Genomic DNA, 15,471 nt, shown 5'->3' with positions numbered 1-15,471 from the left:
AGGACCGCCCATGCGCCTGAACGAAGTGAGCTATTCCGACGCGCAGCCGGTGGACGGCTATGGCGAAGGGTTCTTCCGCATCGGCGGGAAGGTGCATCAGGGCGCGGTGCTGACCTCGGCTGCTGGCACTGCTGACTGGGGCGGCTTGGCCGATGGGGAGCCGCTGCTGGCGCTGGCCGGGGAAATTGACGTTCTGTTCATCGGCACCGGGTCTGAGATCGCCCATATCCCCGCAGAACTGCGCAAGCCGCTGGAAGAGGCCGGGCTGGGGGTGGAGACAATGAACTCGCCCGCCGCGTGCCGCACCTACAACGTGCTCTTGTCGGAAGGGCGCCGGATTGCCCTGGCGGCGCTGCCGGTCTGATTTTCTGAAGATTCATTTGACCTGCCGCAAAGCGCGCCGCCGCCGAATGGTCTTTTCATGCGCAGGCACAATGGGATAAGCGAACTTCATGACATTGACTGTGACGGATCTGGGCGTGGCCCGCGGCGGCATCCCGGTGCTGGAGGGCTTGAGCTTTGCGCTGGAGCCCGGCAAGGCGCTGATCCTGCGCGGCCCCAATGGCATTGGCAAGACCACGCTGTTGCGCACCGTCGCAGGCCTGCAACCGCCGCTGAAAGGGCAGGTTGATGGGGTTGAGGATCAGATCGCCTATGCCGCCCATTCCGACGGGCTGAAGCCGACGCTGACAGTGGCAGAGAACCTGACGTTCTGGGCCAGTGTCTTTGGCCGCAATGGCATTGAACAGGCGCTGGACGGGTTTGACCTGCAAACCCTGCGCGACCGCCAGGCCGGTGCGCTGTCCGCTGGCCAGAAACGACGCTTGGGCCTCAGCCGGATGCTGGTCACCGGCCGCCCGATCTGGATCATGGATGAGCCGACGGTGAGCCTGGACAAGACCTCCGTGGCGATGTTTGCAAACGCGGTGCGGGCGCATCTGGGGCAGGGCGGCTCGGCGCTGATCGCCACCCACATCGACCTGGGGCTGGAGGCCGCGGTGCTGGACGTCGGCCCCTACAAGGCCAAGCCGCCGGAGATCGACGATTTTGACGGAGGCTTCCTGTGATTGCGCTTCTTCTGCGGGATCTGAAGCTCGCCTTCCGCGCGGGCGGGGGGTTCGGCCTGGGCCTTGCGTTCTTCTTGATCGTCACCGTGATGGTGCCGTTTTCCGTTGGCCCGCAGTCGGAGCTGCTGGCTCGCATCGCCCCGGGTGTGCTGTGGCTGGGCGCGCTGCTTGCCTGCCTTTTGTCGCTTGACCGGCTGCTGGCGCTGGATTGGGAGGACGGCTCGCTCGACCTCCTGGCCACCGCGCCGCTGCCGCTTGAAAGCACCGTGACCATCAAGGCGCTGGCCCATTGGATCACCACCGGCCTGCCGCTTGTTATGGCGGCGCCGGTGCTGGGGGTGCTGCTGAACCTGCCGGTACAGGGCTTTCAGTGGCTGGTGATCTCCCTGCTGCTGGGCACACCTGCGCTGTCCGTTATCGGCACCTTCGGCGCCGCCCTGACTGTGGGGCTGAAACGCGGCGGCCTGCTGATGTCCTTGCTGGTGATGCCGCTTTACGTGCCGACGCTGATCTTCGGCTCCGAGGTGGCCCGCCGCGGTGCCGAGGGCATGGCGGTGCAGACGCCGCTGTTGCTGCTGGCCGGGATCTCCGCCGCCTCCATCGCCCTGCTGCCCTTTGCCAGCGCCGCCGTCCTGCGCGTCAATTTGCGCTAGGAAAATCGGCAGGCCCAAGAATTGAGAAACCCGAGAACAAGAGCTAAATAGCCACCATGTCGATCTGGGAATACGCCAACCCGAAGAAGTTCCTGGCCACCACCGAAAAGGTGATGCCGGCCCTGTGGGTCAGCTCTGCGGTACTGATTTCCGTGGGCCTGGTCTGGGGCTTCTTCTTCACGCCTGACGATTACCGGCAGGGTTCCACCGTCAAGATTATCTTCCTGCATGTGCCCTCGGCGCTGATGGCAATCAACGCCTGGTTCATGATGCTGGTGACGTCGCTGGTCTGGGTGATCCGCCGCCACCATGTGAGCGCATTGGCCGCCAGGGCCGCGGCGCCTGTAGGCGTGGTCATGACCGTGATCGCGCTGGTGACCGGGGCAATCTGGGGCCAGCCGATGTGGGGTACCTGGTGGGCCTGGGATCCGCGGCTGACATCCTTCCTGGTGCTGTTCCTGTTCTACCTCGGCTACATCGCGCTGTGGGAGGCGATCGACAACCCCGACACCGCTGCGGACCTGACCTCGATCCTCTGCCTGGTGGGCTCGGTCTTTGCCGTGCTCAGCCGCTATGCGGTGAACTTCTGGAACCAGGGGCTGCACCAGGGCGCATCGCTGAGCCTGGATGAAAAGGAAAACGTGGCTGATGCGTTTTCCAATCCGCTTTATGTCTGCATGGCAGGCTTTGTCCTGCTGTTCATCGCATTGGTGTTCTACCGCACCGGAACTGAAATCCGCGCCCGCCGCATCAAGGCATTGATGGCGCGCGAACGGCTGGAGGCGTGATGCCCGATCTTGGAAAATACGCCGATACGGTGCTGTCGGCCTACGGCGCCTCGCTGGTGCTGCTGGTGGCGCTGGTGGTGGTGACGATCCTGCGCGGCCGCAAGGTGCGCCGGGAGATGGAAACCCTGGAAACCCGGATGAAGCGCAATGGCTAAGATCTCCCCCCTGATGGCGGTCCCCGGTGTGGTGTTTGCGGGTTTTGTGGGCCTGGCGCTGGTGGGGATGTTCCGCGAGGACCCGAACAGCCTGCCGTCGGCGCGCGAAGGCCAGCCTGCGCCGCCGGTTGTCCTTGATGAGTTTCCGGGCAAGGAAATGTTCAGCGACGCCACCCTGCGTGACGGCACCGTGAAACTGGTGAACTACTGGGCCAGCTGGTGCGCGCCGTGCCGCGCTGAGCATCCGAACCTGGAGGCGCTGTCCAAGGAGGGCATCCCTGTCTACGGTATCAACTACAAGGATCAGCTGGCCAATGCCGAATCCTTCCTGAACGAGCTGGGCGACCCCTACAAGGCCATTGGCAGGGACGAGAAGGGCCGGATGGCGATTGACTGGGGCCTGTACGGCGTGCCGGAAACCTATGTGGTGGACGGCGACGGCAAGATTATCCTGCGCTTCGCCGGCCCGATCACCCAGCGGGTGGTCGAAACCACCCTGCGCCCGGCGATGGAAACGGCAGCGGGGCAGTAGCCGGCCTCACTGTGTCAGCCCGGTTCACACAGGGTGTAGCTGCTCAGATCGGGCTCCGCCTCCGACAGCGCATAGACGCGGTCCAGATGTTCCTGTTTGGACCGCCAAATCAGATACTCGCTAAACGCCTCCGGATCCTGCCATTTCTGGAATACGGATATTTTATCCCTTTCCGGGGCCAGCAGAATTTCAGCCTGCAAGCATCCGGCGTGCCGACGGACCTCTTCCACCATCTGTTTGACAAGCACCGTAAGCTCGTTGAATTTTCCGGGGCGGGGGTGCAGATCTATTATCACCGCTTCCGTCATTGAAGTCTCCGGGATTTGTGAGTGCTGAGATGGTTACAGCAACCCGGAAATTTCCGGTAAATTTGCGGTTGGGATCAGCCGAAAATGCTGAGATCCAGCTCCAGCCCGGTACCCAGCCAGATCCCGTGATCGCGGTGATCTGCCAGGGCGTTGCCGGTTTCCGGATGGGCAAAGACAACCAGCCCGTCCCGGTTCAGCGCCAGCCACGGTAGCAGCTGCGCGAACTGTTCCGGTGTGGCCGCCAGCTGGCAGGACCACATCGGGTGCGGGCCGACGTTCTTTTCATGAACCCGGCCCATCTCCACCGAGAACCGCTCCGCAGCCTGCTGACAGAGTGCGCGGGCCTGGACCACACTGGCGGCGTCGAAATAGATATGGGCGTGGTAGCTGGTGATGCTGTCTGTCTGTTTCATAGCTGCAGTCTCTTACGGCAGGGCGCCGCAGGCAATGCGGTGAATGCGAACAGGCCCTGTGCAGCAACGGCTGATAGTCCCGGTCAGGGCACAGAATAGGTTCGGAAGTCCTGTTCCCGCCGCATGGTTGCACTGCGGGCGTCAAGGTCGCCACGTTCAGCCCGCCAGTCCAGGTAGCGGTTCAAGTGTTCCGGTGTCTCCCAAAGGTGGAACACTGCTATTTCCCAGCGCTCCCGGTTGAGGCCCACATGCGCCTCGATGCAGCCGGGAAAGGCCCGTGTGTCCGGCAGCATCTTCAGGACCGCTTCGGCATGCGCTTCGAACGTGCCGATGTCCGGGTAAACGACTGCAAAAACGGCCTCTTTCATGCTTCGGCATCCAGCCTTTCAATAGTCTGCGCAGTGTTTTTTTAAAAAGATGAATTCAAGAGCGACATTTGCACAAGAGGGCTGGGCCGTACAGCCGGTAAAGGTGCTGTGAGCTGCACATATAGATTGTGTTCAAGATGCAAAGCCGGGGCAAAATCCGCGCCGCAGGTCCGGAACTTCTACCCGCCTGTACCGGTGGCACAAAAAAACATGCACCCCGCAGGGTGCATGTTCAAAAGCTCAGGTCTGGCAGACCTTACGACTTGGCCAGGTTGCGCAGCACGTAGTGCAGCACGCCGCCGTGCTCGATGTACTCGATTTCCGGTGCGGTATCGATGCGGCACTTCAGGGTGATCTCTTTCACCGACCCGTCGGCAAAGGTGATCGAGCAGGGCACTTCCTGCAGCGGCTGGATGGTGTCCAGACCGCTGATCGAGACGGTTTCCTCGCCGGTCAGACCCAGCGACTTGCGGGTGTCGCCAGCGGTGAACTCGAACGGGATCACACCCATGCCAACCAGGTTGGAGCGGTGGATACGCTCGAACGACTCGGCGATCACTGCCTTGACACCCAGCAGCGCGGTGCCCTTGGCCGCCCAGTCGCGCGAGGAGCCCGCGCCGTACTGTTCGCCGCCGAACACCACCAGCGGGGTGCCGTTGGCCTGATGCGCCATCGAGGCCTCGTAGATCGAGGTCTGCTCGCCGTCTGGGCCTTTGGTGTAGCCGCCCTCGACGCCGTCCAGCATCTCGTTCTTGATGCGGATGTTGGCGAAGGTGCCGCGCATCATGATCTCGTGGTTGCCGCGGCGGGAGCCGTAAGAGTTGAACTCGCGCGGCTGCACCTGGCGCTCCAGCAGGTACTGGCCTGCAGGCGTGGTGGTGGCAAAGGAACCGGCAGGCGAGATATGGTCAGTGGTGACCATGTCGCCCAGAACCGCCAGAACCTTGGCGTTCTCGATGTTTGAGATGGTGCCCGGCTCGTGGCCCATGCCCTGGAAGTAGGGCGGGTTCTGGATGTAGGTCGAGGCCGCGGGCCAGTCATAGGTTTCCGCATCGGTGGTCTCGACCGCCTGCCACTTCTCGTCGCCCTTGAAGACGTCGGCGTATTTCGACTGGAACGCCTCGCGGGTGACGGTCTGCTCGACCAGTTCCGCAACTTCCTGGGTCGATGGCCAGATGTCTTTCAGGTAGACGTCGTTGCCGTCCTTGTCCTGCGCGATCACGTCGGTTGCCAGGTCGATGTCCATGGTGCCGGCCAGCGCATAGGCGACAACCAGCGGCGGCGAGGCCAGGTAGTTGGCGCGGACGTCCGGCGAGATGCGGCCTTCGAAGTTGCGGTTGCCCGACAGCACCGAGGTCGCCACCAGGTCGCCTTCGGCAATCGCTTCGGAGATCTCCTGCTGGATCGGGCCGGAGTTGCCGATGCAGGTGGTGCAGCCGTAGCCCACCAGGTTGAAGCCGACCTTGTCCAGGTCCTCCTGCAGGCCAGCGGCCTCCAGATAGGCGGACACCACCTGCGAACCCGGTGCCAGCGAGGTCTTGACCCAGGGCTTGCGGTCGAGGCCCAGGGCGGCAGCCTTGCGCGCGACCAGGCCTGCGCCGATCATCACATAGGGGTTGGAGGTGTTGGTGCAGGAGGTGATCGAGGCGATCACGACCTTGCCCGATTCCATGGTGTAGTCTTCGCCCTTGACGGCGACTTCCTTGCCCATCGGACGCTTGAAGGTCTCTTCCATCTCCTGGCGGAAGGCAGCCTTGGCGTTTGTCAGCGGCACATAGTCCTGCGGGCGTTTCGGGCCGGAGATGGCCGGAACGATGCTGCTCATGTCCAGCGACAGGGTGTCGGTGTAGACCGGTGCATAATCCGCGCCGCGCCAGAAACCGTTTTCCTTGGCGTAGGCTTCGACCAGTGCGATGCGGTCTTCGTCGCGGCCGGTGTTGCGCAGGTAGCGCAGGGTTTCGTCGTCGATCGGGAAGAAGCCGCAGGTGGCGCCGTATTCCGGGGCCATGTTGGCGATGGTCGCGCGGTCTGCCAGCGGCAGGCGATCCAGGCCTTCGCCGTAGAACTCGACGAATTTGCCGACCACGCCCTTGGCGCGCAGCATTTCCACGACCTTCAGAACCAGGTCGGTGCCGGTGGTGCCTTCGACCATCTCGCCGGTCAGCTCAAAGCCGATGACCTCGGGGATCAGCATCGAGATCGGCTGGCCCAGCATCGCGGCTTCGGCCTCGATGCCGCCAACGCCCCAGCCCAGAACCGCGGCGCCGTTGACCATGGTGGTGTGGGAGTCGGTGCCGACCAGCGTGTCCGGATAGGCGACTTCGTCGCCGTTCTGGTCCACGTCGGTCCAGACGGTCTGCGCCAGGTATTCCAGGTTCACCTGGTGGCAGATGCCGGTGCCCGGCGGCACAACGCGGAAGTTGTTGAACGCGTTCTGGCCCCACTTCAGGAACTGGTAACGCTCCATGTTGCGCTCATACTCGCGGTCCACGTTCATCTGGAACGCGCGCGGGTTGCCGAACTCGTCGATCATCACGGAGTGGTCGATGACCAGGTCAACCGGGACCAGCGGGTTGATCTTGGCGGCAGAGCCCTTCAGGCCGACGATGCCGTCGCGCATGGCGGCCAGGTCGACAACGGCGGGAACGCCGGTGAAATCCTGCATCAGCACACGGGCAGGGCGGTAGGCGATCTCACGCGGGTTCTTGCCGCCGTTGGCGCCCCATTCGGCAAAGGCCTTGATGTCGTCGGTGGAGACGGAGAAACCGCCGTCCTCGAACCGCAGCATGTTTTCCAGCACCACTTTCAGCGCGGCAGGCAGCTTGGAAAAGTCGCCAAAGCCGGCCTCGGTGGCGGCGGGAATGGAGTAATAGGAGATCGACTTGCCGTTGACGCTGAGCGTTTTGCGCGCCTTGGCATTGTCCTGTCCGACGGTGATAGGCATGGTTGGCCTCCCTCAAGAATTTGTAACCGGGGAATTCGCTGCCTGCTAAATGCATGAGGAAGATGAAGCATTCAATAGCCCAAACGCCGCAGGCGGCACATTTGTATGCGATTGTACACATTTTTTGCATCCCTTGCCCTCGAACCCTGTCAGAACCCGCCTCAAAAATGATTGATTGGCTTATTCCCCGGCACATCTTTAGACCGGAAGCCTAGGAAACGGAGACGGCGATTCATGAGACTTCTGGCCACTGCTGCAATGGTTCTGGGACTGGCCCTGCCGGTTTACGGGCAATCTGAAGCGGAACCGGTGGTGGTTGAGCTGTTCACCTCGCAGGGCTGTTCGTCCTGCCCGCCGGCCGATGCGCTGCTGCATGACCTTGCCGCGCGCCCGGACGTGCTGGCGCTGGCGCTGCATGTGGACTACTGGGATTACATCGGCTGGAAGGACCAGTTTGCCAAACCTTCGCATACCAAGCGGCAGAAGGGCTATGCCCGCGAGGGCGGCCGCCGGATGATCTATACGCCACAGATGGTCATCATGGGGCAGGACGATGTGGTCGGGGCCGATGCGATAAAGGTGGAAGACGCCATCGCCAGGCACCAGAAACAGCCGCGGCCCGCGTCGCTGGCGGCTGCCCGCCGCGGCGAAGAGGTGGTCATCCGTGTTGAGGCAAGAGCACAGATGCCTGAGGGCCGCGTGCTGGTTCAGCTGGTGCGGTATACGCCCAAGCGCACCGTCAGCATCACACGCGGCGAGCTGGCCGGGCGGACGCTCAGCTATGCCAATGTGGTTGAAGACTGGCAGATCGCGGCCGAGTGGGACGGGACTGGCTATCTGGAGGTCGCGGTTCCGGCGCCTGGCGGTCAGCCAGCCGCGGTTCTGCTGCAGGCGGGCCGGTTCGGGCCGATCATTGCTGCGGCGCGCGTCGACTAGACAGTGCTGCCGGATCAGTCAGCGGCAGTGCCGGCCTGCCTGGCGGCTTTTCCAACCGGCACATAGGGTTTCCAGCGGCGGTGAATCCAGAACCACTGCCCGGTGTGCTTACGCACGATCGTTTCCAGGTCCGCGCTCAGCGCCTTGGTCATGGTCAGCGCGTCGGTGTGCGGTACCTCGGCATTCATCACGATCTCGAAGTCCAGACCGTTCTCCTGGCGCACCGCATAAACCGGGATCAGCGCGGCGTTGAATTTCAGCGCCAACTCCGCGGGTACGGTGGAGGTGACTGCCGGCTTGCCGAAAAAGTCGATCAGTTCGCCGCCCTGGGCATGCAGGTCGGTGACGATGGCGGCGATGCCGCCCTTCTTCAGATGCCGCACCAGCTCCACCATGCCGCGCTTGCCCTGTTCGAACATCAGGTCGTGATTGGCCTTCATGGCAGCGACGTAATGCTCGTTGAAATAGGGGTTGGCCATGCGCCGGTAGAGCGATCCCATCTCGTGGCCGCGGGCAACCAGAGCAGCGCGGGCGGCGTCGTAATTGCCGAAATGAGCGGTCGCCAGAAGCACCGGGCGGCCTGCTGCGCGGGCATCTTCAAGGGCCTTGAGGCCCGGCCCGGTGATAGGCGCCTTCCGGGCGCGCTCAAAGAACTCCTTGCCCGCATAAAGCTCGGCAATCATCCGGCCGGCATTGTTGCTGACATCGCGGTACAGCTGGTCTGCATCAAGCTCGGAGAGTTCCGGGCTGACCAGTTTAAGATTGTCGCGCACCCTTTTGTGAAAACCCGCGGCGCGGCCCATGGCGGTGACCAGCCGGCCCATCATCGGCACCCGCAACCGGTAGGGAATCAGCCCGGCACCCAGCAGCAGCCCGCGCAGGAACAGGTTGCTGCCAAAATATTTGACATGGCTCCAGGTGGAGAGCTCGGAAGGATCTGCGGGCATGGCGTCTGGGTGTTTGCGGCGCTGAACTGCGCCCGGAAGCCTGCATCATACGCAGCTGCGGCTGAGGGTACAAGCAGCTCAAGCAGGGAGGCGGGCAGAGGCGGGGCAGCGGACCGCAGGCCGCTGCCCTTAGCGGGCTTTCAGCCCCGCCAGCGGTCAGCTGCCGCCTTCCTCATCTTCTTCTTCCGCGGCCTTCAGCTCGATCTCGCCCGTTGCAACCAGATCGCGCATGGCGGCGATGATCAGGCTGAAGGCGGCCTCGCCGTCGCTGCGTTTGACCCGGCCGCGCTCGGCCACTTCCTCGCGGATGTTGTCGGCCATCCGGCTCGACATGTTCTTGAGCAGGAACTCCGAGGTTGCCACGTCTTCCTCGTCGGTGGCAAAGGCGATGGCGGTCACCAGGTCGGGCTGCGACAGCACCCGGATCAGCTTGGGCACATCCAGCGGCTGCATCCGTTCGGCAATCAGCGCGTAGGTGAAGATCGCCTTGCGCACGGTGATTGCGAATTCCTCGTCCTCCTCGTCCAGCGCGGTCAGCACCTCGTCGCGCTTGGCAGCAGCGGCCTCGGTGAGGATGCCGCCCAGCCGCTGGCCGGGAGTCTGGTCAAAGGCAAGATCGGGCCGCGCCTCTACCTGAGCAGCCAGCGACAGGCCGATGCGGTCCACGGTGTCCGGTGTCACATTGGCGGTCTGGCTGACCGCATAGGTGATGCGGCGGGCAACCGGCCCGGGCAGATGGATCAGCATCTGGGCGGCCTTGGCCGTGTCGAGTTTGGATAGCAGAACGGCGGCAACTTCGGTGCTTTCGGCCTGGGCCAGTTCGGCCAGGTCTTCGGGCGGCAGCTGCTTCAGCCGCTCCCACGGGTCGCCGAACTGGCGCACCCCGGCCTCACGGCGCAGGCGGCTGTGGGTGTGGCGGCTGATCTTGCCCTCCATCGCGCTCAGCGCGCCGGCCAGGCCGTTGGGGAAATGCAGGCCGACATTGTCCAGCAGGTCGGCAAATTCGCCCGCCACGGCATTCAGCGTGTCGCGGTCGACAATCCGCATCCGGCCCATTTGCTGGGTCAGTTCCAGCTGCAGGTCGTCGGGCAGTTCTTCCAGCGGGATCTCGGCGCCTTCATTCAGCAGGAGCCGGACGATGATGGCGGCCTTGGCCTTGCCGCTGAGGCCCGCGGCCGCAGCCGGATTCGCCACCGCGCCGCCGCCCGTCGCACCGCCGCCGAGGCCGCCCGCATCCAGGCCGCCTATCGGCGCGGGAGCGGCGAAATCGCCCATGCCCATTCCGCCCATTCCGCCCATGTCGCCCCCGCCCAAGTCCATCGGAAGCGCCAGCATATCGTCTTGAGGCATTCTCGCACCCTAGCAAAAGATTCTTCTCAATCGTGGAGGGCAGGATAGGCCGCAAGCCGTAAAGAAAGGCTGAAGCCTAGTAGTCGTAGGAGGTGCCCGTTTCCAAGGCGTTGCGCAGCGAGGCCTCCGCCCAGGTGCCGTCGCCGCCGCGCGTCCGGATTTCTTTCCATTGCGCCCGGGCTGCGTCGTATTTTCCCTGCGCCACAAGGCCTTGGCCCATGTACGAACGGGCCAGGATGTTGTCGGGATCCTGCGCCAGCGCCTGGTTGTAATAGGCCTGTGCCAGCTCCAGATTGCCCAGCTTGCGGTGGGTGAAGCCCCAGTAGGTCAGCACCATGGTATCTTTCTGGTCAGCCATCGCGCTCAGCACTGCCTGGGCATCTTCCTGGCGTCCCGCATAGGCCAGCTCCCGCGCTGCGCCCAGCAGGCCGTCCTGGTTCAGCGACGACTTCCGGGGCCGCACGCAGCGTTTCTTATCCTCGTCCCAGACCCTCTTGCCCTTGCAGATCTTGGTGGTTTCGGTGGGTTTGGGCGGGTTCCAGTCGTTGCCGCTGGCGGCAAGGGCAGCAACGGGCAGGGTCAGGACAGCGGCCAAGGTCAAAATACGCATCTCAAGAACTCCAAGTGCAATGTCTGGCCCAGTCTATCCTCGGAACCATGGCTTGGATCTGTATTTTTGTTCACAAAGGCGTTTGCCCCGGTGGCACAAAAAAAGACGCCCCGCCGGAGAGGCGGGGCGTCAAGTGCTTCATCCAAAGGCCGGCTTATTCGCCGAAGACGCGCTTGAAGATCGTGTCGACATGCTTGGTGTGGTAGCCCATATCGAACTTCTCGTTGATCGCCTCTTCACCGAGGGCGGCAACCACATCGGCATCGGCCAGCAGCAGCTCGCGGAAGTCGACGCGCTCTTCCCAGACCTTCAAGGCGTTGCGCTGCACCATGGCATAGGCATCCTCGCGGCTGACGCCTGCCTGGGTCAGCGCCAGCAGCACCCGCTGCGACATCACCAGGCCGGGGAATTTGTTCATGTTGTCCAGCATGTTCTCCGGGAACACCAGCATCTTGTCGACCACGCCGGCCAGACGGTGCAGGGCGAAGTCGAGAGTGATGGTCGCATCCGGACCAATGCCGCGCTCGACGGAGGAGTGCGAGATGTCGCGCTCATGCCACAGCGCCACGTTCTCCATCGCCGGGATCACCGCCATGCGCACCAGGCGGGCGAGGCCGGTCAGGTTCTCGGTCAGCACCGGGTTCTTCTTGTGCGGCATCGCCGAGGAGCCCTTCTGGCCCATCGAGAAGAATTCCGCGCCTTCCAGCACCTCGGTGCGCTGCATGTGGCGGATTTCAACAGCAACATTCTCGATCGAGGAGGCAATGACGCCCAGGGTGGCAAAGAACATCGCGTGGCGGTCGCGCGGGATCACCTGGGTGGAGATCGGCTCGGGGCGCAGGCCCAGCTGCTCGCAGACGTGTTCCTCGACCGCGGGGTCGATGTTGGCGAAGGTGCCGACCGCACCGGAGATCGCGCCGGTGGCGACTTCCCAGCGGGCCTTTTCCAGGCGGTTCTTGTTGCGGTCCATTTCCGCATAGAAGCGGGCAAAGGTCAGGCCCATGGTGGTGGGCTCGGCGTGGATGCCGTGGCTGCGGCCGACACGCACGGTGTTCTTGTGCTCCAGCGCGCGTTTCTTCAGCGCCGCCAGAACCTTGTCCATGCCCTCGAGAAGAATGTCGGCGGCGCGCACCAGCTGCACGTTCAGGCAGGTGTCCAGCACGTCCGACGACGTCATGCCCTGGTGCACGAAGCGGGCTTCCTCGGAACCGACATGCTCGGCCAGGTGGGTCAGGAAGGCGATGACGTCATGCTTAGTGACGGCCTCGATCTCGTCGATGCGGGCAACATCAAACTCCACATCCTTGGCTTTCCACACCGCGTCGGCGTTCTCGCGCGGGATCACCCCCAGGTTGGCCATGGCTTCGCAGGCGTGGGCCTCGATCTCGTACCAGATCTTGAATTTGGTCTCGGGCGACCAGATTGCGACCATCTCGGGGCGGGAATAGCGGGGGATCATGGGCGAAGGCACCTTTATGTGATTGCGCAGCAGATGCCCGGCCTCTTAGATCAGCAGAAGCAGGACAGCAAGGCTGGGAGAGGTTCATGAGGCAGTTTGCCCTGATGATTGCGTTATCATGCACGGTTGCGCCGGTTTGGGGCGGCGAATGGCGCAGCTTGAGCGGCGAAGAAGTGCAGGCTGCGCTGGAGGGGCGGCGGCTGGTCTACGGCAGCGGAGCCTGGCAGGAGTTCAATGCCTCGGGCCGGACGCTCTACAATGCAGGCCATGACAGCTGGGGCTACTGGGGCGTGCGGGATGGCAAATACTGTTCCACCTGGCCGCCCTCGGACCTGTGGGCCTGTTATGCGCTGGAAAGCAATGGAGAAGCCCTGCGGTTTGTCGGGGAGGGCGGTGACATCACCACGGGGCGCTACGCCGGGCCTGAGGAGTGAGCTGTCGCGCACGCCCGCGCTCCGGACACCGGGCTGATCTGCAGCGGGAGTGAGCCGCCGGGCAGGAGGGATCAGCTGCCCCGCAATTGCGCCAGCAGCTGCGCGTTGCGGCAGTAAGATGGCGCCTCGGCCAGTTCCGACATCTCCTGCTGCAAGTCACTGCAGCCGTCCTGATTGCGGCAGGTGCTGCAGCGCAGGACCGCGCGCATGTATTTACGGCCTTGCGCTTCCGGATCGCCAGAAACCATTTCGCCATAATCGATGCCCAGACGGCTGGCCATGCCCTGCACCAGATCGCTGCTGCGCCCGAGTTTTGCAAAAAGTCCCATATCTGCCCTCCCATGCCCGGCCGCTGCCGGAAGTGCAGACAGAATGGGCGGGAATGTCTCCCGGCACTTTGATGTGGCGCAAATTCCGCGGCAGTCAGGTCCTCCCTCCTGCGCGTCGGTCTTCTTGCGAGGACCTGACGCATTTGGGCCCGGCGCCGCGCAAGGCGCGGCGCCGGGCCCAAGGCCGCTGGCGGTGCAGGTCTCCTGCGCCGCCCGGGCGCGGGAGACCCGCTGGAGTTCTGGTGTATCAGATCGCGGAAGGTTCCATGGCCTCCAGCCGGGTCACCACCTTGGCGCCGCTTTCAAGCGTCCGGTGCACAGGGCATTTGTCGGCTATTTCCATCAGTTTGACGCGCTGTCCATCAGTCAGCGGACCGCACAGCCGCACCACCCGGGTGAACTGGTCGATCTTGGCAGGCCCCGAAGGCAGGGCATCCTGGGCATGCACCTTGTCGTGGCTCACATCGACGCTGATCCCCTCCAGCGGCCAGCCCTTGCGGCGGGCATACATCCTGAGCGTCATCGAGGTGCAGGCGCCCAGCCCCGCAGCCACAAACCCGTAAGGCGACATGCCGCGGTTGGTCCCGCCATAGGCCAGAGGTTCATCGGCGAAAGCATGGTGGTAGGGGCCGGACTGCACGTCCTGCAGGAAGCCCGACGGATCCGCTTCGGTCACCCGCAGGATGCCCTCCGGCGCGCCGGGCGGTGGTGCGGGCGGCGCCATTTTGACATAGCGCCCGGCCCAGGCGGCGATGACCTCGGCGGCATATTCCGCATCTGCCGCGCGGGAAATCAGGTGGTCCGCGTCATCCAGCGTGACAAAGCTCTTGGGGTGCTTGGCAGCGGTGAAGATCGACGCGGCATTGTCGATGCTCACGGTCTCGTCGCGCGGCGCATGCAGCACCAGCAGTGCCGCCTTCAACTCCGCAATCGCAGGCGCCAGCGCCTCCGCAGTGATATCCTCGACAAACTCCTTGCCGATCACAAAGGGCCTGCCGCCCAGGCAAACCTCGGCGCGGCCCTTGGCCTCGATCTCCGGCAGGGCGGCGTCGAAGTGGTGTGAGACATGGCCTGGATCAAACGGCGCCCCCAGCGTTACAACCCCCTTGGCCGACGGAATGCCGGCCCGCGCCCGCAGCACCGCGGCACCGCCCAGCGAATGGCCGATCAGCAGCGCGGGCGCCATGTTGCGTGCCGCGAGATATTGTGCCGCCTTGATTAGATCCGCCACGTTTGAACTGAAGGTGGTGTTCTCGAACTCGCCCTCCGAATGCCCCAGCCCGGTGAAATCGAACCGCAGGACCGCAATACCCATTGCCGCCAGCCGTCCGGCAATCCGCCGCGCCGCCGGGATGTCCTTGGAGCAGGTGAAGCAATGGGCAAACAGCGCGGTGGCCAGCACCGGCCCCTCGGGCAGGTCGAGGCGGGCAGCAAGGGTGTTTCCGGCGTGGCCGGTAAAGGAAATCCGTTCCGTGGGCATGGGCGTGGCCTTTGTTGGGTGTTCCGCATAGATTGAGCGCTTGAATGGCCTCGAACAAGGCAGCGGGCCGGAACGTCACGGGAAGGTGAAGGCAGATGAGCAGCAGCGTCCTCACGGGCATTGGATGTTACAGCCCGCAGACTGCGCGGGACCGCGGAATGTTGCAGCGCCTGACGGAGTTTTTCGCCAGCGAGCCCCAGGCCTTCGGCCGCAACCCGGAAACCGGCCATGTGACCGGCTCCGCCTTCGTGATGTCCTCGGACATGCGATGCGTGCTCTTGACCCATCACAAGAAGCTCAACCGCTGGTTCCAGCTGGGCGGCCATTGCGACGGCATCGCCGACGTGCCTTTTGTGGCGCTGAAGGAAGCCTATGAGGAAAGCGGGCTCCAACGGATCAGGCCGCTGTCGGCGCAGGTGTTCGACGTGGATATCCACGAGATCCCGGCAAATACCCGCGATTGCGCGCATTTGCACTATGATGTGCGCTACCTGTTTCAGGCAGAGGCGGGGGAGATTGTCCTCAGCGGCGAATCCCACGCCCTGGCCTGGGTGCCGCTTACTCAGCTTGAGGAAGCAACCGACTCGCCCGGCGTGCTGGTGCTGCGCGACAAGCTGGAACCGTTCCTTCAGCGCCATTGTTAAACGGTGGCGCCTGACGGCGCCGCCGGCTGTCCCGGTCCCTCCGTGCAGGAGGGA

Annotated in this window: 19 protein-coding genes; 9 read left to right on the top strand and 10 right to left on the bottom strand. The window is 63.9% G+C overall.

Annotated elements, in window-relative coordinates; genetic code table 11:
* Window positions 1–10 precede the first annotated feature (10 nt).
* The 6 genes from AB1A62_RS11845 (at window position 11) to AB1A62_RS11820 (ending at window position 3,195) form a co-directional block, all read left to right on the top strand.
* Window positions 11–364 carry an Mth938-like domain-containing protein gene (locus AB1A62_RS11845; protein WP_366661682.1) on the top strand — a complete coding sequence of 118 codons (354 nt, stop codon included), beginning with the start codon at window positions 11–13 and terminating at the stop codon, window positions 362–364.
* Between the two features lie 88 nt (window positions 365–452).
* On the top strand, window positions 453–1,067 hold the full coding sequence (gene ccmA, locus AB1A62_RS11840; RefSeq protein ID WP_366661681.1) for a heme ABC exporter ATP-binding protein CcmA: 615 nt from the start codon (window positions 453–455) through the stop codon (window positions 1,065–1,067).
* On the top strand, window positions 1,064–1,720 hold the full coding sequence (gene ccmB, locus AB1A62_RS11835) for a heme exporter protein CcmB (RefSeq protein ID WP_174144616.1): 657 nt from the start codon (window positions 1,064–1,066) through the stop codon (window positions 1,718–1,720). The genes ccmA and ccmB overlap by 4 nt, the downstream gene beginning before the upstream one ends.
* A 56-nt stretch (window positions 1,721–1,776) precedes the next feature.
* Window positions 1,777–2,508, top strand: coding sequence for a heme ABC transporter permease (locus AB1A62_RS11830; RefSeq protein ID WP_174144618.1), 732 nt, complete (start codon window positions 1,777–1,779; stop codon window positions 2,506–2,508).
* On the top strand, window positions 2,508–2,663 hold the full coding sequence (gene ccmD / locus AB1A62_RS11825) for a heme exporter protein CcmD (protein ID WP_174144620.1): 156 nt from the start codon (window positions 2,508–2,510) through the stop codon (window positions 2,661–2,663). Before AB1A62_RS11830 ends, ccmD begins: the two co-directional genes overlap by 1 nt.
* A complete protein-coding gene (locus AB1A62_RS11820) occupies window positions 2,656–3,195 on the top strand; it encodes a DsbE family thiol:disulfide interchange protein (protein ID WP_366661680.1) in 540 nt (179 codons plus the stop codon). Before ccmD ends, AB1A62_RS11820 begins: the two co-directional genes overlap by 8 nt.
* A gap of 14 nt (window positions 3,196–3,209) precedes the next feature.
* Here AB1A62_RS11820 and AB1A62_RS11815 read toward each other — a convergent pair whose 3' ends face one another.
* From AB1A62_RS11815 to acnA, 4 genes are all read right to left on the bottom strand, one after another.
* Window positions 3,210–3,503 carry an antibiotic biosynthesis monooxygenase gene (locus AB1A62_RS11815; protein ID WP_366661679.1) on the bottom strand — a complete coding sequence of 98 codons (294 nt, stop codon included), beginning with the start codon at window positions 3,501–3,503 and terminating at the stop codon, window positions 3,210–3,212.
* Window positions 3,504–3,577: 74 nt separating this feature from the next.
* Window positions 3,578–3,916: a DOPA 4,5-dioxygenase family protein gene (locus AB1A62_RS11810; RefSeq protein WP_366661678.1), complete on the bottom strand. Its 339-nt coding sequence runs from the start codon at window positions 3,914–3,916 to the stop codon at window positions 3,578–3,580.
* 83 nt (window positions 3,917–3,999) lie between these two features.
* Window positions 4,000–4,284, bottom strand: a complete 285-nt coding sequence (locus tag AB1A62_RS11805) for a hypothetical protein (protein ID WP_366661677.1) — start codon at window positions 4,282–4,284, stop codon at window positions 4,000–4,002.
* 256 nt (window positions 4,285–4,540) lie between these two features.
* Window positions 4,541–7,228 carry an aconitate hydratase AcnA gene (gene acnA, locus AB1A62_RS11800; RefSeq protein ID WP_366661676.1) on the bottom strand — a complete coding sequence of 896 codons (2,688 nt, stop codon included), beginning with the start codon at window positions 7,226–7,228 and terminating at the stop codon, window positions 4,541–4,543.
* Window positions 7,229–7,462: 234 nt separating this feature from the next.
* Between acnA and AB1A62_RS11795 the strand changes: the two genes are divergently transcribed.
* Window positions 7,463–8,164 (top strand): DUF1223 domain-containing protein, encoded by a 702-nt coding sequence (locus AB1A62_RS11795; RefSeq protein WP_366661675.1) that lies wholly within the window; start codon window positions 7,463–7,465, stop codon window positions 8,162–8,164.
* A 14-nt stretch (window positions 8,165–8,178) separates the two neighbouring features.
* Here the strand turns inward: AB1A62_RS11795 and AB1A62_RS11790 are convergent, their stop codons facing one another.
* From AB1A62_RS11790 to purB, 4 genes are all read right to left on the bottom strand, one after another.
* Complete coding sequence (locus AB1A62_RS11790; protein WP_366661674.1) at window positions 8,179–9,111, bottom strand: lysophospholipid acyltransferase family protein; 933 nt, start codon at window positions 9,109–9,111, stop codon at window positions 8,179–8,181.
* A 156-nt stretch (window positions 9,112–9,267) separates the two neighbouring features.
* On the bottom strand, window positions 9,268–10,461 hold the full coding sequence (locus tag AB1A62_RS11785; protein WP_366661673.1) for a FliG C-terminal domain-containing protein: 1,194 nt from the start codon (window positions 10,459–10,461) through the stop codon (window positions 9,268–9,270).
* Between the two features lie 76 nt (window positions 10,462–10,537).
* Entirely contained in the window at window positions 10,538–11,071 is a 534-nt protein-coding gene (locus AB1A62_RS11780) for a tetratricopeptide repeat protein (RefSeq protein ID WP_366661672.1), read from the bottom strand.
* A gap of 154 nt (window positions 11,072–11,225) precedes the next feature.
* Entirely contained in the window at window positions 11,226–12,530 is a 1,305-nt protein-coding gene (gene purB, locus AB1A62_RS11775; protein WP_019295467.1) for an adenylosuccinate lyase, read from the bottom strand.
* A gap of 86 nt (window positions 12,531–12,616) precedes the next feature.
* Between purB and AB1A62_RS11770 the strand changes: the two genes are divergently transcribed.
* Window positions 12,617–12,964, top strand: coding sequence for a hypothetical protein (locus AB1A62_RS11770; RefSeq protein WP_366661671.1), 348 nt, complete (start codon window positions 12,617–12,619; stop codon window positions 12,962–12,964).
* Window positions 12,965–13,035: 71 nt separating this feature from the next.
* On the opposite strand, the gene AB1A62_RS11765 is transcribed toward AB1A62_RS11770, so the two are convergent.
* Together AB1A62_RS11765 and AB1A62_RS11760 are read right to left on the bottom strand one after the other, a co-directional pair.
* On the bottom strand, window positions 13,036–13,293 hold the full coding sequence (locus AB1A62_RS11765; RefSeq protein ID WP_366661670.1) for a DUF6455 family protein: 258 nt from the start codon (window positions 13,291–13,293) through the stop codon (window positions 13,036–13,038).
* A 247-nt stretch (window positions 13,294–13,540) separates the two neighbouring features.
* Window positions 13,541–14,773: a bifunctional alpha/beta hydrolase/OsmC family protein gene (locus AB1A62_RS11760; RefSeq protein WP_366661669.1), complete on the bottom strand. Its 1,233-nt coding sequence runs from the start codon at window positions 14,771–14,773 to the stop codon at window positions 13,541–13,543.
* Window positions 14,774–14,868: 95 nt separating this feature from the next.
* Here AB1A62_RS11760 and AB1A62_RS11755 point away from each other — a divergent pair, with 95 nt between their 5' ends.
* A complete protein-coding gene (locus tag AB1A62_RS11755; RefSeq protein WP_366661668.1) occupies window positions 14,869–15,417 on the top strand; it encodes an NUDIX hydrolase in 549 nt (182 codons plus the stop codon).
* The last annotated feature ends 54 nt before the right edge of the window (window positions 15,418–15,471 follow it).

The sequence above is a fragment of the Leisingera sp. JC11 genome (genome assembly GCF_040704725.1).
Classification (GTDB): domain Bacteria; phylum Pseudomonadota; class Alphaproteobacteria; order Rhodobacterales; family Rhodobacteraceae; genus Leisingera.
The sequence above is the reverse complement of the archived record's forward strand: the minus strand, read 5'-3'. Positions and strand labels throughout refer to the sequence as shown.